The organism is Serratia sp. BNK-4 (assembly GCF_048685115.1).
GTDB lineage: Bacteria > Pseudomonadota > Gammaproteobacteria > Enterobacterales > Enterobacteriaceae > Serratia > Serratia bockelmannii.
Window position 1 is genome coordinate 1291848 of record NZ_JBLQTM010000001.1, and the last position, 23771, is coordinate 1315618.

Below are 23771 nucleotides of genomic sequence, written 5' to 3' on the forward strand. Positions count from 1 at the left end.
TGGTGTAATGCGAGTTCTCATTATTAATACCCTTTATGCCCCCAATTTTGTCGGCGGTGCTGAACGCTCAGTACAGCTTCTAAGTGAAGAGTTGGTTAAAAATGGAGACGATGTGCGTGTTATCTCGTTGCATAAGAGGTCAACTCGCGAGTGCGCAGTTATAAATGGAGTTGAGGTTGTTTATTTGCCGTTAAGAAACGTCTACTGGCCATTCGATAATTTACCCAGAAGATATGTAGAAAGACTAGTCTGGCATTTTATAGATAATTATAATCCCATGATGAAAGAATTAATTTCATCAGAGATCTTGTTGTTTTCACCTGACATTGTTCACACCAACAATTTGTGTGGATTTTCTGTTGCTGTATGGGATGCAGCACATAAGTGCGGTGTAAAGATAATTCATACCGCCAGAGACTACTATCTTTTCCATCCAAACTCAACGCTGTATAAAAAGGGAAGAAATACTAATGAGCGTAGCGTTAGCGTACTGATCTTTTCTTTTCTAAAAAAGTTAAAGTCACGAAAGGTTAGTCTTTTTGTTGGGATAAGTGATTATATAAAAAACTTCCATACTGTAAATGGTTTTTTTTCCTCCAGAGATGGTATAACTATTTACAATGCTGTGTCTATTAACCAGGCACAAAGAGAAAGAGATGATACTGTTAAGATAGGCTATATAGGTCGGCTTAGTGAAGAGAAAGGTTTTGATGACTTCTGTTCAGCCATTATTTTCTTGCGAAATAAAAATATTAGCATAGAAGCATTAGCCGCTGGGAGAGCAAATAACTCTAAAAATAGTAATGCTTTCGAAGTCTTGGCAGATGCAGCGAATGTTAGAATCAGTGAGTATAAGGATATCCAAGAATTTCTTTCAAAAATTGATGTGGTTATTTTGCCTACAAAGTGGAGAGAACCATTCGGACGGACTATTGTTGAGAGCGCTTTAGCCAATAAACCTGTATTTACGAATCCTATTGGCGGAATTGTTGAATTGATGTCTCTATTGCCCAATGTAAAGCCATTGGTATTAAAGGATGTTGAGCGAGAGATTTTAATTCCGAATGTTGCTTTCCCTGATACGCGCGATGTGATTGTATTTAGTATTGAAAAAACAACTAACGAGTATAAGAAAATATATGAAAGAGTCTGCAGCAGAACTTGAGCTTAAAGAAGTGCCTGGTGAGTTGATCTCAATCGATTCTTTCGTTTTTTTAGTTGGGTTGTTTTTCGCACTCTTCTATTTGTATTCGTTTTCTAAAGGTCGTGGTTTTAGCCGATATCTTTTTTTCTTTCTGCTATGTTATATAATTTGTTCATTTTCATCATATAACATAATGGTTATGCCAATACATGATTTTAATATTCCAATTGCGCGTAACTTTATCTATCATTATAAACTTTACTCAATATTATCACCTTTAGACATAGTTTCTATTGTGTTCTTATTTTTTGTGCTGTCTCGAGTCGTAATCTTAAAGGCAGATTACTTTAATGTTAACCCATTCATAATTAAAATACTGGCATTGATTGTTCTTCAAGCAGTTTTCATTGCTGTTATTTCTTCTTTTGGTTATTATGTGCACTTAACACAAGGTGGAGTGGTTAGTTTCAAAGATCATGCTGTCTACATCCGAGGTGTCATTTATTTCCTGACGATTTTAATTTTGTTCTTTAAAATATATCCTGAGTTAAAAAACTATAATTTTTATGATATTTTAAAGTTATTCATTGTAATTGATATAATTAATTTTATTTCAGGTTTAATTTCATGCGGTATCTACTATGATTTCTTATGGGAACGATATGGGATAAAAGTTACTATTATAGATCAAGACAAAATATATAATTACTTTACAATGTACGTGTTGATTTTTGTCGCAATGACTTTTTCCTTTAGCAAACCAGTAAAATTTATTCACTGGGGAGTACTGATTATCGGTCTCTTCATGTTTTTAAATATATATAAATTTATTTTTGCCATTGCTGCTATTTTTTTATTCTATGACATTTTAATTTCTGCGTTTTCAGGCGGAAAGTATAAATTAAAAATAGCGCTGAGTGCACTTGTTATAGCATTAACATTGCCAGCAACAGCACCTTTGCTAGTCAGCAAGTCGATGGGAACTCGCTCTAGTCAATTAAATGATTATTGGGAGTATACAGGACATTACTTCCCGGCAAACCTTATTGGCATAGGTTATGGTGGGAAATATATTTCACCGACAGGGGTTGCTGATAAAGGAGAGACAAAAAAGATCGATCAGTATCCTGAAGGGGAAGTTGTCTATAAAAAAAGTATTCAGATGCCGATGTTAACTCAGATTAAGAATAGTGGAGCTATTGGTCTTTCTTTTATGTTGGTTATGGCTCTCGTATTCATTCATCTCATTATTCATCAGAATGTTATGAAAAATATAACAATTTTTTCAACAGCGATTTTCTTTAATATTCTATGGTTGGCGGCTAGTACTAGCATCGTTATTCAGCCATATCCAATGCCTTCGCTTTCCTTTTTCAAGCTTTTGATTTTGGCTGTTTTGCTTATTCACTTTAAAGATGAGTCCGGAAAGCGGCAACCCATTACCGAGAATTTTCATGAATAGTTGGTTTTTTTTCGCAAAGAAATATTTATTCCGACTGATAAAAAGAATAATCCGTTTCGCTCCTTGGTGGGTTCAAGATTGTTTGGTTTTTCTTTATTATTTTAGACGTTTCCCTAGATTGAGAAACCCGATAGGCTTCAATGAGAAAGTGCTGTATAGAAAAAATAGGCAGTTTGAATTGAGCGCTTTTACTATATTGGCTGATAAATATAAGGTCAGACAGTATATCAGTGATACAATAGGGGCGGAGTTTCTTGTGCCTCTTATTTTTCATTCAGAACATCCTGTGAAACCTTCTGATTTAAAATTCGGATGCGATGTAATTATAAAACCAAATCACTGTGCTGGGCTTTATGTGATCGTGCCTGAAATAGCAGATGATTTTTTTATTAATAAAATCTGTAATGAGGTAAATAAGTGGCTTTCTATAGATTTCTCACAAGTCCAGAGAGAGAGACACTACAGTAAAATACCCCCTAAAATACTGATTGAAAAGCTATTGGGTGACGGAGTACAGGCTCCTGTTGATTACAAGTTCCATATATTCAATGATACTAATGGTCGGGTAAATTACGTGTTACAGGTAATCGATGATAGATTCTCCGGTAAGATTCGTAGATCATTTTATGTAAATAGTTTGGAAACTGTGTTTTGTAAAGAAGATGGGGCGGGTGGAATAGCTGTTTGTAGCAAGCTACTTGCTTGTGCATTGAGTAAAAGCTTAAAGTTGGCCGCTAAATTTGATTATGTCAGGGTTGATTGGTATATTCATTCAGGAAGTTTGTACTTTGGTGAAATGACATTTACGCCTGCTGCAGGATTTGGTACAGGCTTCGGTGATGAATTAGACTATGTGATGGGGCGCTTTTGGTCTATGAGTTCATTGGATCAATTACGAGTCTCCACAGCTGGATTGGAGCGCTATAATTGATTTACATTAATGCAAGATTTCTCACTCAGGAACTCACAGGGGTTCAGCGTTACGCCAAAGAGATCTCTTTAGCGTTGATGTTGCTCAGAGATGATATTATTTTTCTTGTTCCTAAGAACATTGTTTTTCAGGAGTTCGCTGAGTCTGCAACTATTAGAATTGTAGGTCGTAATACTGGTTATCTGTGGGAACAGTATGATCTACCGCGGTACCTGGAGACGCTGGGAAGTCCTTTACTTGTGAATCTTTGTAATCTAGCGCCGGTTTTTTACAAAAATAAAGTTATTACACTCCATGATATTACTTATAAGCGGTTTCCAAAGAGTTATAAATGGCAATTCCGAAGTATTTATAATTTCGTGACTCCTTTTTTGATTCGTTCATGCAAGAAAGTTGTGACAGTGAGCAACTTCTCTAAGAATGAATTGATTAATAATTTCTCATGTAATGCCGACGATGTGGATGTTGTTTATAATGCTGTGTCGAGAAGTTTTATTTACAATAGCGAAACCGTTTCTAAAACAGAAGTGAAGTACTTTCTGGCTTTATCGTCGCCTCTTTATCACAAAAACTTACGTTTTCTAATTGATGTTTTTTTAGCCTTCTCGAAAAAGTACGATGTTGAGTTGAGAGTTGTTGGTGATAGAAACCATGCTAACCTTTCGTTTGACAGTGATAAATTTGACGAGCTAAATGCAAGTCGTGTGAAATTTTTAGGAAGAGTCGATGATAATTCTTTATCAGAATTGTATCGAAATGCAGTGGCGTTTGTGTTTCCATCTCTCTATGAAGGATTCGGCATTCCACCTATTGAGGCTCAGGCCTGCGGCTGTCCAGTAATTTCTTCGAATGCAGCCTCTATGCCTGAGGTGTTACAAGACAGTGCCTTTTTTTTCTCGCCAGAGAGTAACGCCGAGCTATATTCTGCTATGGAACTGCTAATGTTGGATAAAAATTTAAGGGAAGAGCTAGTTGCGAGTGGGCGAGAGAACGCAAGAAGATTTTCTTGGAGTAAATCTGCAGAAAAGTTAAACTCTCTTTTGGATAGCATAATTTGATTAATTTCACGCTTTTCTTCCCTATAGACTTATATGGGGTGTTTTTAGAAATGAAAATATCCCTAGAGGTCAACAATGTCATATAGCAATGTTAATATTGGTGTTGTAGCAGATTGGTTAGTTACATATGCTGGTTCAGAGAGTGTTATTAAACAAATTCTTAATGTTTTCCCTGAATCAACTCTTTACGCTGTAGTTGATTTTTTAAATGAACGAGATCGTGCTGAATTATTTGATAGATCTGCGAAAACCACATTTATACAGCAGTTGCCTTTTGCAAAGAAGCTCTATCAATCATATCTTCCATTAATGCCTTATGCAATTGAACAGCTAAATATGAAGGAACATGATATTATCATATCGAGCAGTCATGCTGTTTCTAAAGGTGTTTTATCTGGTCCTGATCAATTGCATATTAGCTATGTTCATTCACCAATGCGCTATGCATGGGACTTGCAACATCAATATCTAAAAGAGTCCGGCTATGATTCCGGGTTGAGGGGAGTGTTGATTAAATGGTTTTTGCATAAAATGAGACTCTGGGATTGCAGAACTTCTAATACCGTAGATCATTTTATTGCCAATTCACATTTCATCGCAAGAAGGATAAAGAAAGTATATGGTCGAAATGCTGACGTAATTTACCCGCCTGTTGATATCTCTCAATTTGTTTTTAGAGAGTCAAAAGACGATTATTACATGACGGCCTCTCGACTTGTCCCTTATAAACGGATAGATTTAATTGTAGATGCTTTCTCGTTAATGCCAACTAAGAAACTAGTTGTCATTGGTGATGGTCCTGAAATCAAAAAAATTAAGATGAAGGCGTCTTCTAATGTCCATATATTGGGCTACAAAGATAAGTCGGTTCTTATCGACTATATGTCACATGCCAAAGCATTTATATTTGCAGCAGAAGAGGACTTTGGTATTGTTCCTGTTGAGGCTCAAGGTTGCGGAACCCCTGTTATCGCATTTGGAAGGGGAGGCGCTCTGGAAACCGTTAGACCTCATGGTACCGGAAAGGCAACAGGGCTATTCTTTGAGCGACAAGATGTTAAATCATTAATAGAGAGTGTTCATCGCTTTGAAAAAATTCAAGATAAAATTCTACCTTCCGATTGTTATAATAATGCGCTGAAGTTTTCTTCTGAGAGGTTTGATAAAGAGTTTAGTGAATATGTCAGAGAAAAATGGCTGTTATTCAATGAAAATAAAACGATTTTTTATTAATGGTTTTTAGTTAAGTATTCTTATTAATAGTGAATAAGATTGTTGTTCAAATTAGTTATGGATGGAAAACCCAATGTCAAATAGCCATGGGAATGTCAAAGGTTTTATTTCTAAGTTTGCATTGATTTTATCTGATCTGGTATTTTTTAATATATCGATATATATATCTTATTTTCTTATCGATAGGTTTTTAGATGATCCGGGTATTTATCTTTTATCTGATGGGTATGGCGTTAGAGTCCTGGTGCATTTTATTCTCTCTCTGATTTGTATTTTTTGGTTTCTCACTAGGTTACGGCACTATACCTACAGAAAGCCTTTTTGGTTTGAATTGAAAGAAACTGTTCGTACGTTGCTCATCTTTGCAGTTTTGGATCTTTCATTGGTTGCTTTTTCTAAGTGGAATTTCTCGCGTTACATTTGGATGTCTACTTGGTTACTGATTATTTTTCTTGTGCCGTTAGGTCGAATCATAACTAAGCACGTGTTGAATAAACTCAACTTATGGAAAAAGAATACTATTATTATAGGTTCTGGAAGGAATGCGATGGAGGCTTATGCTGCATTGCAAAGTGAAGAGGTACTTGGTTTTGATGTAACTGCTTTTTATTGTACTGATGTTTCGCGCAATAATATTTCGGCAAATGTCCCTGTAATTGAAACGGAAGAGCGGTTGTGGGAGATTGCTGATGTTGAAAATACGCAATTCATTGTCGCACTTGAATATGAACAGAATACGCTTCGCGATTGGTGGTTGAAGAATCTTGTTAAACACAATTGCCGTTCTGTATCGGTTATCCCTACTTTGAGAGGTGTGCCATTATATGGGACTGACATGTCATTTATTTTTAGCCATGAAGTTATGATTTTGCGTGTTAATAATAACCTTGCCAAACGTTCATCAAGAATCGTTAAGCGCCTATTTGATATAGTGGGTTCATTTTCTATTATTCTTGCATTATCACCAGTTTTAGTTTTTCTTGCTTATAAAGTATCTCGAGATGGTGGTAAGGCTATTTATGGGCATGAGCGTATTGGACAGAATGGTGTTAAATTTAAATGCTTGAAGTTTAGATCCATGGTCGTGAATTCTCAGGAGGTTTTGAAAAATCTCTTAGAAAATGATGTAGATGCTCGCGCTGAATGGGAAAAAGATTTCAAACTAAAAAATGATCCTAGAATTACAAAAATAGGCCATTTTATTAGAAAGACAAGTCTGGATGAGTTACCGCAGTTGTGGAATGTGTTAAAGGGAGAAATGAGCTTAGTTGGCCCACGACCGGTTATTGAAGCAGAGCTTGAACGTTACGCTGGTGACGTAGATTACTACTTAATGGCAAAACCTGGTATGACAGGGCTTTGGCAGGTTAGCGGACGTAATGATATTGATTATGATACGAGAGTTTATTTCGATGCTTGGTATGTGAAAAATTGGGCATTATGGAATGATATTGCTATTCTCTTTAAGACTATAGGCGTGGTTTTGAAGCGTGATGGTGCTTACTAATTAATTTCTTTTTCATTTTATTTATGCCTGAAGAAGGCCAGCTTTAAAATTTTCTCCGTTAAGGCTGGCTCTAATCATGTTGTAGTTTTACTTGAGTTCATTTGGCGCGACGTTTGAATATATAACGTTGCGACCTCCTTTCTATGATGTTTATTCCCTATCTTATTTCCCATATCCTTTCTCCGATGTTTGTTTTCCTACCTTATTTTATTCCCCATATCATTTCTTGATTCTCCTGCTATTCGATATGATGAATTTTATTCATTTTTCCTCTTTAAGTTTTTATTCGCTATCTCTTTATCTGTAACTTTTAGAGTTGTTTAATTTATAAAAATAAACCTTTCTCCACTTGGTAAGGTTTCTTGGGGGGAGGCGGTCCATCCCTTCTGATGGATTGTAGCTCTTTGTATTTTCAATTGGTTACGAAGTTTGTACTGCTATCTTAAGAGTAGAGGGGGGCTGATGCTCTGTTGATATTTGGATATGCTCTATATTCTACGCGTGGTTTTGCATTAATAAAACTTTTATGTTGAGATGATAATTGTTCGCGCCCTAATGTTAACTGATTTTATTTATAGTTTTTGTTATTTATTTAACTTCTTGTTTTTATTATTGTTTATCTGGTTTGTAATAAAATTCTTATTCCCTTGACAGCTTCGTGTTTTTGAACTTTTCTTTATATGCGAAGTAAGGGGGTTTTCGCACGCTATTCAATTATGCGGTAACAATTTATCGCTAACGCTAGGTTTTAAATCAGGTTTTGATTTTGCCTAGCTAAAACCATTTTATTTTTTAAGGATACGATTATGGCTTCTCTAGTGTACCAGAAAGAGGCGGCAGCGCTTCTTTTAGCTGTGCTTGGACAAAATGCATCGCCAAGCGTGTTTGACACTGTTGGTAATCAAATAGAGAAAGGGCAAACTACCGCCCAGGCATACATCTCCAGTCTGTTATCCTCCAGTGCTGGACAGGCACTCTATGCATCAAAAACAGACGTTGAAATTTTACAGAGTATCTACACAGCGGCCTATGGCAACTCACCGACAACAGCGCAGCTGCAGGCGATTCTCGCGGGGAGCACCTTGAACGATGCAATATCAGACGCCGTTAATTCTTTGCTGAATTACAGTGGTTTTGATAGCGGCACGCTTGCGTCTCAGAGTAACTTCGATGTGCAACTCAATAACGTGCTATTCCCGGGCACCAGTGCCGCTGGTTCTGGTCCTGGTGTGTCGGATGCATTGGCACTCTATTATCTGGCTGGCATCGATCCTGTCACCAGTACTGTTATTACACTGGCTACACAGATAAATACTTCCACGCAATCCTTCTCACAAGTAGCCAATAAATTTGTTACCGATCGAGCAGCGCTCAATTCGTTATCAAACACAGATTTCATCAATAAGGTGTTTAATGAAGCCTACGAACGCGCTCCAAGCAACAGTGAGTTCTCCACTCTGAGTGCAATTCTCAGCGGGGGAGGGACTAAAGGTGATGTGTTGGTCACTATCATTACTGGATTGCGTGGCTCAGTGGGCTCCGGTGATACTGGGGCGCAGCAATTCTTCTTGAATGAGACACAGCCCGATAGTGCTGGTCAATTGGCCGGGTTGGCTGCTCGTGAGCAGGTTGCCTCAATCTACTTGGCTGTGCCCCAGCGTGACGTTGATGCACAAGGCTTGGATGACTGGAGTAATTATCTGGGCAAACATGGAAACACCTTTACTTCATTGACTACAAAATTGCTGACCTCGGTTGAGTTCCAGAAGAAAGGGGCTCAATTGACCGGCACGGATTTCATTCAACATGTCTACACTGGGGTACACGGTGTCGCTGCGACAGCCGCACAGCTTTTGGCGTATAGCTCGCTTGGGACGGATAAGGCACTGATTACTCAGGCTATTATCAACGACCTGCGCAACTCAACGGCCACTGATGCCACGACTGTAACCCAGCAGCATGGCTTTGAATACGACATCGGTACCAGCCTACTGTACAAAACCGCTGCGTCTCTGACGGCAACAGCCGCCGGCGGTAACGCAACCGGCACCGTCAACACCGGCACATCCCATCAAATCAGCAACGCCGAAACAGCGGTACTGACGAATGTTCAACTGAACGCCAATGCCGCTAGCATCGTGAACCTGAAGTTCGCCGACCATCTGGCGAATCTGACCATCAACGGCACCAGCGCAGCAACGGTCAACTTGTCTGACAATGGTGTTAATCCAGGTGTAGATATCACCGTGAATAACGGCAACGTCATCCTGAACGCCAGTTCGGGTGCGGATGACGTAGTTGTCACATCGACGGCCAACATCGCGACCGGTACCGCACAGTTCAACCTCGGCGCCGGCAACGATAGCCTGCACTGGGTGGGCAACGGGGTTTCCGGTGGGGCGAACACTGTCGCGAACACGGTTAAGGCTGATGGTGGTGCGGGTACGGACTCCATCTCCGCCAACTTCATCACCAAAACTGTAGTAACCAACCAAAACGCCCTGGGCGTTCGCACCAGTACCGTGACCAGCAACGCCAACAACTTCTCGAACTTTGAGAAAATTGACCTGACCGGCTATATCGGCAAGTCCGTCGGTACGCTGATTACGACTCCGCTAATCGGTTCACCGACCACCACCAGCGTCACAACGCCGACCCACACCTTTGACTTTGGCCTGACCAACGGCACATCTACGGTGGAAGGCACCACGGGCGGCACGGTTACGCAGAACGCGGCGGCCACCAACCTGGGCTCACAAGGTTTTGTGATCTCCGGTCTGGCTAACGTCAACGTCATTAACGCCGCCGGCGGCAACGCCGCGCAGTTGGAAGTGAAAGGGGACGCGACTTCCGCCAGTACGCTGAACTTCACCTTCGTGCAGAACGCCACCGATCATTTCAATATCAACTTTGATGCGGTGAGTTCTTCCAATGTGAATGCCGGCGCCATTACCCTTAACAGCAGCAGCAGCGCCTTGTTGGGCACCGCTCTGACCACGGTGAACGTGGCCTCAGGCGGTACCGGCAGCTTTGACAACATTCTGTCACTGGCCGGCACCAATGCGCAGGTTCAGACCATCAACGTGACCGGTGATCACGCGCTGGATCTGACGTTGGGCAGCGGTTTCAGCAACGTGCGTGATATCAATGCGTCCACCAACACCGGGGGTCTGAATCTCGACTCCAGCCATGGCGGTACCGGTGACGGTATCATCGTTCAATTGCTGAACATTCTGCCGCTGAGCGTCATTACCACCAACCTGTTGGCGCCGGTGTTGACGGCGTTGGGCCTGAACGGTTACCAGATGACCGTAGAAGGCTCCAGTGCTGCCGATACCCTGGGCGTGATTGGCAACACCACGCTGACCGGTGGCGCAGGTGCCAACACCTATGACATCAAGGCGAGTAACACGCAGGCGGGTGTGACTATCAAGGACTTTAATAGCCTCAAGGACTCGATTGTCGACGTGAACCATGGCGGCCTGACTATTTCCGATGACGCCAGCGGCACTGCGGTAGCGAACTACGGTACGCGCTCTGCCGACACGTTGGATGCGTTGTTGGGGACACTGGTGGGCGGTTTGACCAACGGCGTTATCGGCCTGTTGGGTGGTATCTTGGGTCTGGATAGCAGCAACTCGCTGACGGCGAAAGTGGGTGTGGCATCCGTTGTATTCAGCGGTGGCGGCAACACTGCAAGCTCGTATGTAATTATCGACAACAACGATAACCACACGCTGGACCTCAACGATACCGTGGTATACCTGACAGGGCAAAACCACCAGCAATTGGTGGATACTCTGCACTACGCGTAAGGATGAATTCCAGTGGGTTATAATGCCCATTGAAACTGTTAGTCAATCAATAATACGGGGTGTGTAAACACCCCGTATTCTTTGAAAATTGTGAACTACGTCATTATCTCTAATTTATTCCCTTTCGTACTAAACTCGCGTTGCCCTGTCTACTATTTACCTCACTGTTTTCATTTGTTTTTTTCTGTAGTTCGTGAGGCGATTTTTTTTGCTTACGGCCTTGCTGATATCCGCTTTCTCTACCTATAGTTAGAAAAAGTATCTGCAGTCTCGAGCATGTCTGGGGTGGGGGTTCTTTAGGATTTATTTTATTTTTCCCTTTTTAGGATTTTCCTTATAAGAGTCCAATGCGGATTTTGACTGACAGTGCACATGATGTAAGGGCAGAAAGTGAATCAATTTATACCGCGCAATGAAATTGCGGATGTTATACGGACTCGCAGTAAGGTTTTTTGGACCGTTGGCATATTTACCGCATTTATTAATTTATTAATGCTAGTTCCTTCTATCTATATGCTCCAGGTTTACGACCGGGTGCTTCCTTCGCGTAATGAAATCACGCTGTTGATGCTGACGCTGATCATGCTGGGCATGTTCGGCATGATGTCGCTGTTGGAATACGTGCGCAGCATGGTGGTGATCCGTATCGGCAGTCAGCTGGATATGCGTCTCAACACGCGAGTCTACACTGCGGCCTACGAGGCGAATCTGAAAAACGGTTCTTCTGACGCCGGCCAGATGCTGAGCGACTTGACCAATCTGCGCCAATTCCTCACCGGCAGCGCGCTGTTCGCCTTCTTTGATGCACCGTGGTTTCCGATCTATCTGTTGGTGATATTCCTCTTTAACCCTTGGTTGGGGCTGTTCGCCCTGGTCGGTGCACTGTTGTTGATCGCATTGGCGGTGATCAACGAAATGGTGTCGAAAAAGCCGCTGGCGGAAGCCAGCAAGCTGTCGATTATGTCCGGTACGTTGGCCAGCACCAATCTGCGAAATGCCGAAGTGATCGAGGCTTTAGGGATGTTGCCTAACCTGAAACGCCGGTGGTTCGGTCTGCACCAGCGATTCTTGAACAGCCAACGCATCGCCAGCGAACGCGCATCGCGGGTCACGTCGATCACCAAGTTTGTGCGCATGTCGCTGCAATCACTGGTGTTGGGGCTGGGGGGGTGGCTGGCTATCGATGGGCACATCACGCCCGGTATGATGATTGCCGGCTCCATTCTGATGGGGCGAACGCTGGCGCCGATTGAGCAGGTTATTAACGTCTGGAAGAGCTACAGCGCGGCGAAGCTTTCTTATGGCCGGTTGGTTAAGCTGCTGGAAACGCACCCGCAACGTGGTACCGGTATGTCCTTGCCGCGTCCGGAAGGGGTGCTTGCCGTAGAAGGCGTCACCGCCACGCCGCCGGGATCCAAAGGCGATGCGGTATTGCATAACGTGAGTTTTGCCATTCAGCCTGGTGACGTGCTGGGGATCATTGGCCCGAGCGCATCGGGGAAATCGACGCTGGCTCGTTTGCTGGTCGGCATTTGGCCGGTCAGTGAAGGGATTGTTCGGTTGGATAATGCTGACATCTATCAGTGGAACAAGGATGAGTTGGGGCCGTATATCGGCTATCTGCCGCAGGACATTGAGCTGTTTGCCGGGACTATCGCCGAGAATATCGCTCGCTTTAACGAGATCGACTCAGAGAAGGTCATTGAAGCCGCTAAGTTGGCCGGTGTGCACGAACTGATCCTGCGTTTCCCGAACGGCTACGATTCGGTGCTCGGCAACGGTGGCGCTGGGCTGTCCGGTGGGCAGAAACAGCGTATCGGCCTGGCGCGCGCACTGTACGGCGACCCTTCGCTGGTGGTTTTGGATGAGCCTAACTCCAATCTGGATGATGCAGGCGAGAAAGCGTTGAACCAGGCCATTATGTTCCTCAAACAACGTAATAAAACGGTGGTTCTGATTACCCATCGCACCAATTTGCTGTCGATGACCAGCAAGCTGTTGCTCTTGGTGAATGGCAACGTCAACGCGTTCGGCCCGACTCAACAAGTGCTTCAGGCGTTAGCCAATGCGCAAAAAGCGCAGACGCAACAGCCTCAGCAAGCGGTGAGGGCGGTAAATTCTGAGCCAGATGAAGGCAATATCCCAAAAACGCAAATTAATTAAGCCGTGAATCGCTTGATGGCTTTATTGCCGTCCGCAGTTTAAAGGAGTTGGTATGTCGACGCACATTGGCGAGCCGCAAGACTCGTATATTGAAGAGATCCCACAGGATGAACGGCGGTTTACCCGGATGGGCTGGCTGGTGGTGGGAATTGGTCTGTTCGGATTTTTGGCTTGGGCAGCGTTCGCGCCCCTGGATAAAGGGGTGGCATCACCGGGATCGGTAACCGTTTCCGGCAACCGCAAAACGGTGCAGGCTCCGGCCAGCGGCATCATCAAAAATATCGCGGTGAAAGAGGGCGACAAGGTGAAAGCCGGTGAAGTCCTGGTGCAGTTGAGCCAGGTGCAGGCACAGGCGCAGGTCGATTCCCTGCGCGACCAGTACTACACCACGCTGGCCACCGAAGGGCGTTTACTCGCCGAACGCGATGGTTTGAGCAGCGTCACTTTTTCTCCCATTTTTACCCAGATCAAGGATCAGCCGCGTGTGGCTGAAATTATCGCGTTGCAAACGCAGCTGTTCGCTTCCCGCCGCCAGGGGCTGCAAAGTGAAATTGACGGTTATAAGCAGTCGATGGACGGGATTCGTTTCCAATTGAAAGGCCTGCAGGATTCACGCGTCAACAAGCAGATCCAACTTTCCAGCCTGCGTGAACAGATGAACAGCATGAAGCAGCTGGCTGCGGACGGCTACCTGCCACGCAATCGCTATCTGGAAGTTCAGCGTCAGTTCGCCGAAGTGAATAGCAGCATCGATGAAACTGTCGGGCGGATTGGCCAATTGCAAAAGCAGCTGCAAGAATCTCAGCAGCGTATCGATCAACGTTTCGCCGACTATCAACGCGAGGTCAGAACGCAACTGGCACAAACCCAAATGGACGCCAGTGAGTTTCGCAATAAGCTGCAAATGGCCGATTTCGATCTGGGCAACACCGCCATCACCTCACCGGTGGACGGCACCGTGGTCGGATTGAATATCTTCACTCAGGGGGGCGTCGTGGGAGCGGGTGACCACCTGATGGACGTTGTACCCAGCCAGGCGACGCTGGTGGTGGATTCTCGCCTGAAAGTCGATCTGATCGATAAGGTGTACAACGGGTTGCCGGTGGATCTGATGTTTACCGCCTTCAACCAAAACAAAACCCCGAAAATTCCGGGAACGGTCACATTGGTTTCCGCCGACCGTCTGGTCGACAAAGCCAACGGTGAGCCTTACTACCAGATGCAGGTTACGGTCTCACCGGAGGGTATGAAGATGCTCAGTGGCGAGGACATCAAGCCGGGGATGCCGGTAGAGGTGTTCGTGAAAACGGGGTCGCGCTCACTGCTGAGCTATCTGTTTAAACCTATTTTGGATCGCGCTCATACTTCATTAACCGAGGAATAATTTTGATTCAATCAAAACGACAGGCTGCCGGTCTGGTTATCGGCACCCTTTTGTTTGCGATATCTGCGCCGGTTTATTCGATAGGGATTTTAGACGCATATTCGCTGGCATTAGAAAAGGACCCGACCTTCCGGGCGGCTATAAAAGAGAAAGAAGCGGGAGATGAGAACGAAAACATCGGCAGGGCGGGGCTGCTGCCGAAAGTGTCGTTGAACTATCAGAATTCGCCGCGCAATTGGCAGACGCAAAAATACCCGCAGAGCGACTTTTTCGGCAATGTTTCGGAGGTCACCCGGCGGCAACAATATCGTAGTTATTCCAGTTCGATCACGCTGACACAGCCGCTGTTCGATTATGAAGCGTACGCGCGTTACAAAGCCGGCGTAGCGCAGACGATGATGTCGGACGAGCGCTATCGCAGTAAGTTGCTGGATCTTGCGGTTAGGGTGATTAACGCCTATGTCGAAGTGGCCTATTCCAAGGATCAAATCGCGTTGGCCGAAGCGCAAAAGGCGGCTTACAAGGAACAGTTGACCTTGAACGATCGCCTGATGAGCGCCGGTGAAGGCACCATTACCGACGTATCGGAAACCCAGGCGCGCTACAGCCTGGCCGAAGCGCAGGTAATCGAAGCGCGCGATGCGCTGGATGCCGCCCAGCGCGAATTGGAAGTGATTATCGGCATACCGCTGAACCAACTAGATGAATTGCAGGTTTTGCGACCGGGCAAGTTTAAGGTGGCGCCGCTGATCCCGTCCAAATTTGAAGAGTGGCAAAAGATCGCGCTGGAGAACAACCCGGTGCTAGCCGCCTCGCGTCATGGCGTGGATGCCGCTAAGTATGACGTCGAAAGGAATCGGGCGGGCTTTATGCCGCAGGTTCAGCTGTATGCTTCGCATTCGGAAAACGATTCCAGCAGCGATAACACGGTTAACCAGAAATACCGTACCGACAGTATCGGCGTGCAGGTCAGTATGCCTATTTATTCCGGCGGCGGCGTTTCGGCGTCGACCCGGCAGGCGGCGGCGCGCTATGGCCAGGCGATGTATGAAATGGATGCGCAGACTGGCACCACGCTCAACGATCTGCGCAAGCAGTACAATCTGTGCATCAGCAGCCGCGCCAAGGTGGCGGCCTATGAGCTGGCGGTACAGTCTGCCACCACACAGGTGACGGCGACCCGGCAAAGCGTGCTGGCCGGGCAACGTGTCAACGTTGACGTGCTCAACGCCGAACAGCAGCTCTATAGCGCTCAGCGCGATCTGGCCTCCGCCAAGTACGCCTACATCAAGTCCTGGATTACCTTGCTGAGCGACTCAGGGACGTTGGACGAGAAGGATGTGCTGCGCGTGGCGCAGTATTTTGCCCGCAGTCGTTAGCAATATATTCACTATGATGACTAGTCCTGATATAGGTTGACACTTTTCAGCCAGATAGCGCCCGATGAACCTCATCGGGCGTTTTGTATTTTCTCGACAGGTGCGGCCGCCGTGTGTTGTAGAGGGCCACCGACTCCCTGACCATCTTTCTTGCCTGCGCGATATCTTCTGTCTTGCCGAGCAGGTATTCCCTGTCCGAGTGATGCACCAACGGCAACGCCGTGCGTCTGCCGGCCAGTGCCATTTTGAACGCGCAGGCGACATGCCGGGTATGCAGACTGTCATGCACGTGATATCCCACGATTTTTCTCGACCAGGCATCCGTTACCAGGCTGACATACGCCGTCCCCGTTCTCAGCGGCAGGTAGGTGATATCCGCCACCCATACCTGTTCCGGACGGCTGGCTATTACTTGATTGTCTCCCGCTTTCAGCAGGTTGGGATGGCGATAAAAACGATGATGGCTGTGCGTCGTCTTGTGATATGCCCGTTTAGGCATCACCAGTAACCGCGCGCAGCGCAGGATACTGAACAGCCGGTCACGGCCCACATGCAACGCCGGTTCGGGGTGTTGCCGCAACAGGTGATGCAGCTTACGTGTCCCCAGTCGGGGTTGGTGCAAGCGGATGGCCGTCACCTGTTCGACGAGATGCCGGGCCTGCTCCTCTTTACCTGCTTCACGCTGCAGGGACTGATACCACGCTTGTCGGCTGATGCCCATCCATCGGCAGGCCCGCGTTACTGTGAGTCCCGGTACTTGTGTTTGCGCGATAAGGCGGTTAGCTGCTTTTTTGTCAGCGTGGCGCCAAAGTCGGTGTTCATCACTTTGACGACAGCTTCGAAGAACTGGGCTTTGACTTCAGATTCAGCCAGTTGCTGCTCAAGTTCTTTAATACGCTGTTCGGGCGTCAGGGGGAGTTTGGGCATGTTGTCTCCGCACGTTCTGGTGGAAGGAGAAGTTCGCCAGTCAAGTTGACCGTATTTGCGCAGCCAGTTCATAACAGTCTGGCTGCCCTGGATACCGTAGCGATCTTGCGCCTGGCGGTATGTCATCTCGCCTTTTTCGACCTGTTCGACGACAGCCAGTTTAAAGGATAGAGAGTAATCGCGTTGTGTGCGTTTAATATACTGGTTCATCACATTTTCCTCTGTGCGTGAGTAAAATGTGTCAACGCTATTCAGGACGGGTCATGAGCATTAGTCTGAAAGAGTAGTACTATGCTGCTCTTTTTGGCGTTAATACGTTATGTTATCGGCTGGTGGTTCCTTTCATTCTTTCGCTGGTCTGTTCTATTTTCATACATAATCTTGTTAAGAGGCGCGTGGCGAGAGATAGCAGATATTGTTAGCAAAAACGTAACAATTGGCTGAAATTGACTTAGGTTGATGAACCCAGTTATTCAGGCTACATCAGCATGTTGTGCGCAAAAGGGAATATTCTGGGGCTGTCTAAGACAGCTCTTTTCGTTTGTAAGTTTTCAAAGCCAATCGTACCAAGGGAACTCTGGGGACATATGGATGGTCAATTATGATCGAAAAGGCGTGCGTGAGTCCAAGCTTCGTTTAAAATCAATTGATTGCTTAAAGAAGACAGTTCATCTTGAGCGCCAGTGGCGCGAGTAAGGAGTTTTTATGGCGGTTTTAGTCACCGGTGGGGCCGGTTATATCGGTTCTCACACTGTTCTGGCTTTGTTGGAACATGGCGAAGATGTCGTAGTGTTAGATAATTTATCGAACTCTTCCGATGAGTCTCTGCGTCGCGTTGAGAAACTCGCGGGCAGAAGTGCTCAATTCTACCAAGGCGATATCTTGGATGCTGAGTGTCTGCACCGTATCTTCGAGGCTCACGCCATTTCGGCCGTGATCCATTTTGCTGGGCTAAAGGCTGTCGGAGAGTCGACGCGCAAGCCGCTAGAGTATTATCAGAACAATGTCACTGGCACGTTGGTATTGTTGGAGGAAATGCGTCGTGCGGGTGTGCATAAGTTTATCTTCAGTTCTTCTGCCACGGTGTACGGTACTCCAGAGCAAGTTCCTTTGACTGAGACGTCACGCGTTGGCGGTACGACGAATCCTTACGGCACGTCGAAGTTGATGGTAGAACAAATTCTGCAAGATTTCGCTAAAGCCGAACCGCAATTCTCCATTACCGCCTTACGTTACTTCAACCCGGTCGGTGCGCACGAATCTGGCATGATCGGTGAAGATCCAAATGGTATTCCTAACAATCTGATGCCTTATATTGCTCAGGTGGCAATCGGAAAACTGGAGAAACTGTCAATTTTTGGTGACGACTATCCGACACAGGATGGCACGGGTGTCAGAGATTACATTCATGTCATGGATTTGGCTGAAGGTCATCTCAAGGCGATTGAACACATCGATGAACACCAAGGTTTTACGGTCTATAATCTGGGGACTGGGGTAGGGTATTCGGTGTTAGAGATGCTCCATGCTTTTGAAAAGGCTTCAGGTCGCAATGTAGCTTACCAAATTGTACCACGTCGAGAGGGCGACATTGCAGAATGCTGGTCCGCTCCAGAATTGGCGTTCAAAGAATTGGGATGGAAGGCTACCCGTGATTTGGATGCCATGATGCGTGATGCGTGGAATTGGCAGAAGAACAATCCTCGGGGTTATCGTCCCGGTTGATAGCGAAGTTCGTTAATGACAAAATATGGCATAATGTAAATTAATTGTAACCAACGAGGGCTCGATTGACCATTTCTATGTTGGTTGCAATTAAAATATGTTTAATAACAATGAGATATCATGATTCATCCTTCAATGAGCCACATAAATTTTGACTATTTTTTGTGGATGAGTGTCGGATATTTTGATTAATTGTGCTAATCTCCGATACCTTCGTCTACGGTGCGTTCATTGAGCTATCCAAAATTTATTCTCGTTTAGTTTCTGTTCGAAAACTGGGCGAGTGGGTAGTGATAGACTGCTGGGGATGCATGTTCAGGCGGCCATCCTTTGGGCCTCTGAGGTGAGCGTATTAGTTAGCAGGTTACCTAATGAAAGTGATTGAGACACCAGTCGCAGGTGTGAAGTTGATTGAGCCGAAAGTGTTCGGTGATCATCGTGGTTTTTTCGTCGAAACGTTTCAAAAAAACCGCTATCAAGAAATGTTAGATATTGATGTGGATTTTGTTCAGGACAACCATTCGCGTTCTTCTAAAGGAGTATTGCGTGGTTTGCATTTCCAGCGAATCAAACCCCAAGGCAAGCTAGTCCGAGTTGTACGTGGGGAGGTCTATGATGTTGTAGTGGATATCAGGGTCGATTCGCCGACGTACAAAAAATGGGTTGGTGTTCACTTGTCGGAAGATAACCACCACCAACTTTGGGTTCCGCCAGGTCTCGCACATGGTTTCTTAGTGATTTCAGACATTGCTGATTTCGAATACAAGTGCACAGAGTACTATGATCCTGCTAGCGAAGCATGCTTGCTTTGGAATGATCCTGAAATTGGCATTGATTGGCCAGTCGATGAGCCATTGCTATCGCCAAAGGATCTACAAGGTAAATTACTTAGAGAGCTTTTTTAATGCGTGTACTTTTGACAGGTTCTATGGGGCAACTGGGACGCTGTTTCAGCGATAGGTTTCCTACCGATTGGAGCCTGCTAGCACTGGACAGCAAGCAACTTGACATCTGTGATTCTGATGCGATTGAGCAAGCGGTGACGGAATTTGAGCCCGATGTTATCGTAAACGCCGCCGCTTATACTGCTGTTGATAAGGCTGAATCTGAACCAGATGTAGCTAAAGCAATCAATACCTACGGGCCTGGCTACCTGGCAGCAGCTGCTGCTGCACGAAATATTCCTTTTGTACACGTATCAACCGACTATGTTTTTGATGGCCGTTCGGAAGAACCCTACTGCGAAGATGCTCCCTGCTCGCCACAAAACATTTATGGTAAAACCAAGCTTGAAGGTGAGATTGCTGCGCTGAAGGCTAATCCAAAAACTATTGTAATAAGAACGGCTTGGGTGTTTAGCGAGTACGGCAATAATTTTGTTAAAACGATGTTGCGCGTCGGGTCACAAAGGGGGGAACTTGGCGTGGTAAGCGATCAGCAAGGCTGCCCGACTTATGCCGGTGATATCGCTGATGCCATAATCTCCATGCTGCAAGAACCAGGTGAATACGGTGTCTATCACTTTTGTGGTGATTCAATGGTTTCTTGGTATGAGTTTGCGCAGATAATTTTCCAACAGGCTACTGAAAGTGGGCTATACCCACATCAGGTCATCGTGAATCCGATTACTACGCAAGAGTATCCTACACCTGCGTCCCGGCCTGTATACTCTGTTCTTAACACTGATAAGATCTGCGCGTTGAATCTTAAACCTAGCGCTTGGCGCCAGCAGTTACATGCTGTGATTCGCAAACTGTTGCAGTAGGTGGATCTTGGTTTGCATGGAATAAAAGGGGATAATTTTATCCCCTTTGATGTTTTTGTTTATTGGTGACGGTTTGCGTTCCAATAGACGAGTGATAATACATCAGCCATCGCACTCTTGTAACTGATTGTTTTTAAATGATTATTGGTTAGGAACTTCATACGGCATGTTTTCAAAACAAAAACAATACCAAATTGTTGCTTCAATCGTATTGTATAACCATAGCTATGCCCAACTAGAAGACACGTTACTTTCTTTGCTTAGCGAAAAATGTGTTCAAAAAATAGTTTTGGTTGATAACGGTGGTTCTGAATGGGCTGCAAAACTAGATAATCATCGCATTAGTTATATTTGTGCGGAAGCCAATAACGGTTTTGGCTACGGCCATAATCTGGCAATGAAGCGTTATCTGAATGAATGTGAATATTTTTTGATTTGTAACCCTGATATCAGTTTTACCTCGGGGGCGCTCGAGAGTCTCTACAATTTTGCGCGGAACCAAAAACACCGCTTTGTTTCTCCTCGCATTCAATATAGCGATGGGCGATTCCAATACAGTTGCCGCTTACTGCCTACACCTGCCAATTTGTTTCTTCGGCGCTTTTTCCCTAAATGGGGAGCTAAGCTGGATGCCACTTATGAAATCCAGCGTGCTGATTACACTAAATCCTTCGCAGTTCCTTCAGTTTCTGGTTGTTTTATGCTGGTTGAATCCACGTTGTTAGCGAACTTGGGAGGATTTGATGAACGGTATTTTATGTATTTAGAAGATGTGGATTTGTGCCGCCGGGCTTTGTCAATGAGCGATATTGTCTACTTCCCTGGTGCTACTATCATCCATGTTTTTGGTAAAGGTTCTTATAAAAACCTTAATTTATTCATTTATCACATGAAATCAGTTGTCTTATATTTCAATAAATGGGGATGGTGGCACGATCCACAGAGATCCAAGGTGAATACTACCTGTTTGAAGACTATTCCCATGACTTCTCCTGAAATCAAGCGGTAACATGATTGAAGATGATGTCTATGTTTTATGAGTTCAATTACATCTAAGGTATTGATTATGTTTGTTATGACTGGATGCAATTTCGAAGCGCAAAATGTTGGTATGGCAGCGGGGTGGGGTAATGAGTAATCCTCATAAATCGCAGCCTCTGTCACCCCTAGCTCTGATCCGTAACATTTGGGGGTTCAAATCGCTGATCTTGCAAATGACAAAACGTGAGGTTGTTGGGCGATACAAGGGTTCCACTATGGGACTGGCATGGTCGTTCCTCAATCCTTTGTTTATGTTGACGGTCTATACATTTGTTTTTTCGGTTGTTTTTAAAGCACGTTGGTCCGTCGGTGGCGATGAAAGCCGTACGCAGTTTGCTGTAATCCTCTTTGTTGGCATGATTGTGCATGGTTTTTTTGCCGAGGTGGTTAATCGGGCACCGCAAATTATCCTAGGGAATACCAACTATGTGAAGAAAGTGGTTTTCCCTTTGGAAACGTTGCCAGTGATTGGGTTATGCGCTGCGTTGTTCCATACCCTGATCAGCTTGGTTGTACTGCTATGTGCATTCTTTTTATTCAACGGTTTTCTGCACTGGACCGTCGTTTTTATACCGTTAGTTTTCTTGCCGCTGGTCGTTTTTTGCCTTGGATTGGCATGGATATTGGCATCCCTGGGTGTTTTTATACGCGATGTTGGTCAGACGACTGTCATTATCACAACGGTTATGATGTTTTTGTCACCAGTATTTTTCCCTATCACGTCGTTACCGGAAAAATATCGCATTTGGATAATGCTTAATCCCCTAACATTTATTATTGAGCAATCACGGAATGTCTTAATTTGGGGGCGTTTGCCTGAATGGCAAGGTTTAGCTGTTTACACCCTGGCGGCATCATTAGTTGCATGGTTCGGTTTTGTATTCTTCCAGAAAACCAGAAAGGGGTTTGCTGATGTCCTCTAATGAAATCGCGATCCAAGTGACTGCATTGAGCAAATGTTATCAAATTTATGATCGTCCACGAGATCGTTTAAAACAGTTTTTTGCTCCGAGGTTACAACGTGTAGTACGACGTGAGTCTCGCCGCTATTTCCGCGAGTTTTGGGCACTTCGCGATGTCTCATTCTCTATTAAGAAAGGTGAGACCGTAGGTATTATCGGACGAAATGGTGCAGGTAAGTCAACGTTATTACAGATGATATGCGGTACGCTGACTCCAACTCAGGGAGAAATACAAGTCAATGGCCGTATTGCGGCCCTACTTGAGTTAGGCGCAGGGTTCAATCCTGAGTTCACGGGGCGTGATAATGTCTATCTTAATGGCTCTGTTCTAGGTTTTTCCCGTGAACAGATCGATGAGCGTTTTCAGGAGATTACTGACTTCGCAGATATTGGCGAGTTTATCGATCAACCCGTTAAAACATACTCAAGCGGGATGTATATTCGTCTGGCTTTTGCTGTCCAAGCCTGTGTCGAACCTGAAATCCTTATCGTGGACGAGGCGTTAGCCGTAGGCGATATCGGTTTTCAATATAAATGCTATAAACGCATGGAGGCTCTTCGTGCTAAGGGGGTCACTATTATCATGGTGACCCACTCTACCGGTAGTATTCTGGAATACGCTGACCGTTGTTTGGTTATGAACAATGGGGAGTTAGTGGGCGACACCTATGACGTACTGGCTGCTGTTCTGGCTTATGAGAAAGGAATGCTGTTGTCGCAAGCAGTGAAACGAGAGAATACGGGCAAGATCTCCTCGTCTGTTGTGATGAATCAATCTGACTTGCAGGGTTTTCAACAGGGGCAGTTGAATACCGAAGTGGGAGAAAAGCGCTTTGGCAGTGCTCGAGCGATTATTCAAAATCTCGAAGTGATAAAATCGGATGGCACTTCACTCTCCGATAAGCCTTTGGTACGTTCTGGTGATGAACTGACCTTGGATTTTACTATCCTTGCTTCAGAAGAGATTCGAGATGTTGCCTTGGGAATCTCCATTTCTAAAGCGCAGGGGGGAGATATTTGGGGGGACAGCAACATTGGAGCCGGCAAACCTTTAATCCTCAAGGCTGGTGAGCAGCATGTGATTTATAAGGTTAAATTGCCAATTAACTCAGGAGATTACCTGGTTCATTGCGGCTTGGCATCGCTGCAAGGCGGCGAGCGAGAAGAGTTGGATCAACGCAGACCAATGATGAGATTGAAGTTTTGGTCCTCTCGTGAACTCGGGGGGGTTGTTTATGCCCCTATCAGTGTTTTAAGCGAGGAGTAATTAGAGCA

At 45.1% G+C, this 23771-nt stretch carries 16 protein-coding genes and 1 pseudogene; 16 read left to right on the top strand and 1 reads right to left on the bottom strand.

Annotated features, from left to right (window positions below):
* The first annotated feature begins 7 nt into the window (after positions 1-7).
* The 10 genes from ACMGGW_RS06275 to ACMGGW_RS06320 all read left to right on the top strand — a co-directional run bounded on the left by ACMGGW_RS06275 (position 8) and on the right by ACMGGW_RS06320 (position 16076).
* Positions 8-1165 carry a glycosyltransferase family 4 protein gene (locus ACMGGW_RS06275; protein ID WP_141997639.1) on the top strand — a complete coding sequence of 386 codons (1158 nt, stop codon included), beginning with the start codon at positions 8-10 and terminating at the stop codon, positions 1163-1165.
* Positions 1140-2606, top strand: coding sequence for a hypothetical protein (locus tag ACMGGW_RS06280; RefSeq protein WP_197832366.1), 1467 nt, complete (start codon positions 1140-1142; stop codon positions 2604-2606). The genes ACMGGW_RS06275 and ACMGGW_RS06280 overlap by 26 nt, the downstream gene beginning before the upstream one ends.
* On the top strand, positions 2599-3537 hold the full coding sequence (locus ACMGGW_RS06285) for an ATP-grasp fold amidoligase family protein (protein WP_197832367.1): 939 nt from the start codon (positions 2599-2601) through the stop codon (positions 3535-3537). The genes ACMGGW_RS06280 and ACMGGW_RS06285 overlap by 8 nt, the downstream gene beginning before the upstream one ends.
* Positions 3534-4595 (top strand): glycosyltransferase, encoded by a 1062-nt coding sequence (locus ACMGGW_RS06290; protein ID WP_197832368.1) that lies wholly within the window; start codon positions 3534-3536, stop codon positions 4593-4595. Before ACMGGW_RS06285 ends, ACMGGW_RS06290 begins: the two co-directional genes overlap by 4 nt.
* 75 nt (positions 4596-4670) lie before the next feature.
* The gene (locus ACMGGW_RS06295; RefSeq protein ID WP_197832369.1) at positions 4671-5828 is read left to right on the top strand and encodes a glycosyltransferase; all 1158 of its coding nucleotides are present in this window, start codon (positions 4671-4673) and stop codon (positions 5826-5828) included.
* 73 nt (positions 5829-5901) lie between these two features.
* Positions 5902-7335 (top strand): undecaprenyl-phosphate galactose phosphotransferase WbaP, encoded by a 1434-nt coding sequence (wbaP, locus tag ACMGGW_RS06300; protein ID WP_141997649.1) that lies wholly within the window; start codon positions 5902-5904, stop codon positions 7333-7335.
* A gap of 806 nt (positions 7336-8141) precedes the next feature.
* Entirely contained in the window at positions 8142-11150 is a 3009-nt protein-coding gene (locus ACMGGW_RS06305; RefSeq protein ID WP_197832370.1) for a DUF4214 domain-containing protein, read from the top strand.
* A 390-nt stretch (positions 11151-11540) separates the two neighbouring features.
* A complete protein-coding gene (locus tag ACMGGW_RS06310; protein WP_025302175.1) occupies positions 11541-13313 on the top strand; it encodes a type I secretion system permease/ATPase in 1773 nt (590 codons plus the stop codon).
* Positions 13314-13365: 52 nt separating this feature from the next.
* Positions 13366-14697, top strand: a complete 1332-nt coding sequence (locus ACMGGW_RS06315) for an HlyD family type I secretion periplasmic adaptor subunit (protein WP_025302176.1) — start codon at positions 13366-13368, stop codon at positions 14695-14697.
* 2 nt (positions 14698-14699) lie between these two features.
* On the top strand, positions 14700-16076 hold the full coding sequence (locus tag ACMGGW_RS06320; protein ID WP_025302177.1) for a TolC family outer membrane protein: 1377 nt from the start codon (positions 14700-14702) through the stop codon (positions 16074-16076).
* 20 nt (positions 16077-16096) lie between these two features.
* Here the strand turns inward: ACMGGW_RS06320 and ACMGGW_RS06325 are convergent.
* Positions 16097-17213 (bottom strand): annotated as a pseudogene (locus ACMGGW_RS06325) (IS3 family transposase).
* A 495-nt stretch (positions 17214-17708) separates the two neighbouring features.
* Here ACMGGW_RS06325 and galE point away from each other — a divergent pair.
* From galE to ACMGGW_RS06355, 6 genes are all read left to right on the top strand, one after another.
* Positions 17709-18728 carry a UDP-glucose 4-epimerase GalE gene (gene galE, locus ACMGGW_RS06330; protein WP_049205858.1) on the top strand — a complete coding sequence of 340 codons (1020 nt, stop codon included), beginning with the start codon at positions 17709-17711 and terminating at the stop codon, positions 18726-18728.
* Positions 18729-19099: 371 nt separating this feature from the next.
* The gene (gene rfbC / locus ACMGGW_RS06335; protein ID WP_141969905.1) at positions 19100-19633 is read left to right on the top strand and encodes a dTDP-4-dehydrorhamnose 3,5-epimerase; all 534 of its coding nucleotides are present in this window, start codon (positions 19100-19102) and stop codon (positions 19631-19633) included.
* Positions 19633-20493, top strand: a complete 861-nt coding sequence (gene rfbD, locus ACMGGW_RS06340; protein ID WP_049205861.1) for a dTDP-4-dehydrorhamnose reductase — start codon at positions 19633-19635, stop codon at positions 20491-20493. The genes rfbC and rfbD overlap by 1 nt, the downstream gene beginning before the upstream one ends.
* Positions 20494-20659: 166 nt before the next feature.
* Positions 20660-21502, top strand: a complete 843-nt coding sequence (locus ACMGGW_RS06345) for a glycosyltransferase (protein ID WP_072269816.1) — start codon at positions 20660-20662, stop codon at positions 21500-21502.
* A gap of 121 nt (positions 21503-21623) precedes the next feature.
* A complete protein-coding gene (locus ACMGGW_RS06350; RefSeq protein WP_049205867.1) occupies positions 21624-22457 on the top strand; it encodes an ABC transporter permease in 834 nt (277 codons plus the stop codon).
* Positions 22447-23763, top strand: coding sequence for an ABC transporter ATP-binding protein (locus ACMGGW_RS06355; protein ID WP_420279269.1), 1317 nt, complete (start codon positions 22447-22449; stop codon positions 23761-23763). Before ACMGGW_RS06350 ends, ACMGGW_RS06355 begins: the two co-directional genes overlap by 11 nt.
* Positions 23764-23771: the final 8 nt, after the last annotated feature.

Coding starts and splice junctions, on each gene's coding strand:
- rfbC (WP_141969905.1), top strand. CDS start 19,100: ATGAAAGTGATTGAGACACCAGTCGCAGGTGTGAAGTTGATTGAGCCG.
- rfbD (WP_049205861.1), top strand. CDS start 19,633: ATGCGTGTACTTTTGACAGGTTCTATGGGGCAACTGGGACGCTGTTTC.
- wbaP (WP_141997649.1), top strand. CDS start 5,902: ATGTCAAATAGCCATGGGAATGTCAAAGGTTTTATTTCTAAGTTTGCA.
- ACMGGW_RS06345 (WP_072269816.1), top strand. CDS start 20,660: ATGTTTTCAAAACAAAAACAATACCAAATTGTTGCTTCAATCGTATTG.
- ACMGGW_RS06275 (WP_141997639.1), top strand. CDS start 8: ATGCGAGTTCTCATTATTAATACCCTTTATGCCCCCAATTTTGTCGGC.
- galE (WP_049205858.1), top strand. CDS start 17,709: ATGGCGGTTTTAGTCACCGGTGGGGCCGGTTATATCGGTTCTCACACT.
- ACMGGW_RS06295 (WP_197832369.1), top strand. CDS start 4,671: ATGTCATATAGCAATGTTAATATTGGTGTTGTAGCAGATTGGTTAGTT.
- ACMGGW_RS06280 (WP_197832366.1), top strand. CDS start 1,140: ATGAAAGAGTCTGCAGCAGAACTTGAGCTTAAAGAAGTGCCTGGTGAG.
- ACMGGW_RS06355 (WP_420279269.1), top strand. CDS start 22,447: ATGTCCTCTAATGAAATCGCGATCCAAGTGACTGCATTGAGCAAATGT.
- ACMGGW_RS06315 (WP_025302176.1), top strand. CDS start 13,366: ATGTCGACGCACATTGGCGAGCCGCAAGACTCGTATATTGAAGAGATC.
- ACMGGW_RS06285 (WP_197832367.1), top strand. CDS start 2,599: ATGAATAGTTGGTTTTTTTTCGCAAAGAAATATTTATTCCGACTGATA.
- ACMGGW_RS06350 (WP_049205867.1), top strand. CDS start 21,624: ATGAGTAATCCTCATAAATCGCAGCCTCTGTCACCCCTAGCTCTGATC.
- ACMGGW_RS06305 (WP_197832370.1), top strand. CDS start 8,142: ATGGCTTCTCTAGTGTACCAGAAAGAGGCGGCAGCGCTTCTTTTAGCT.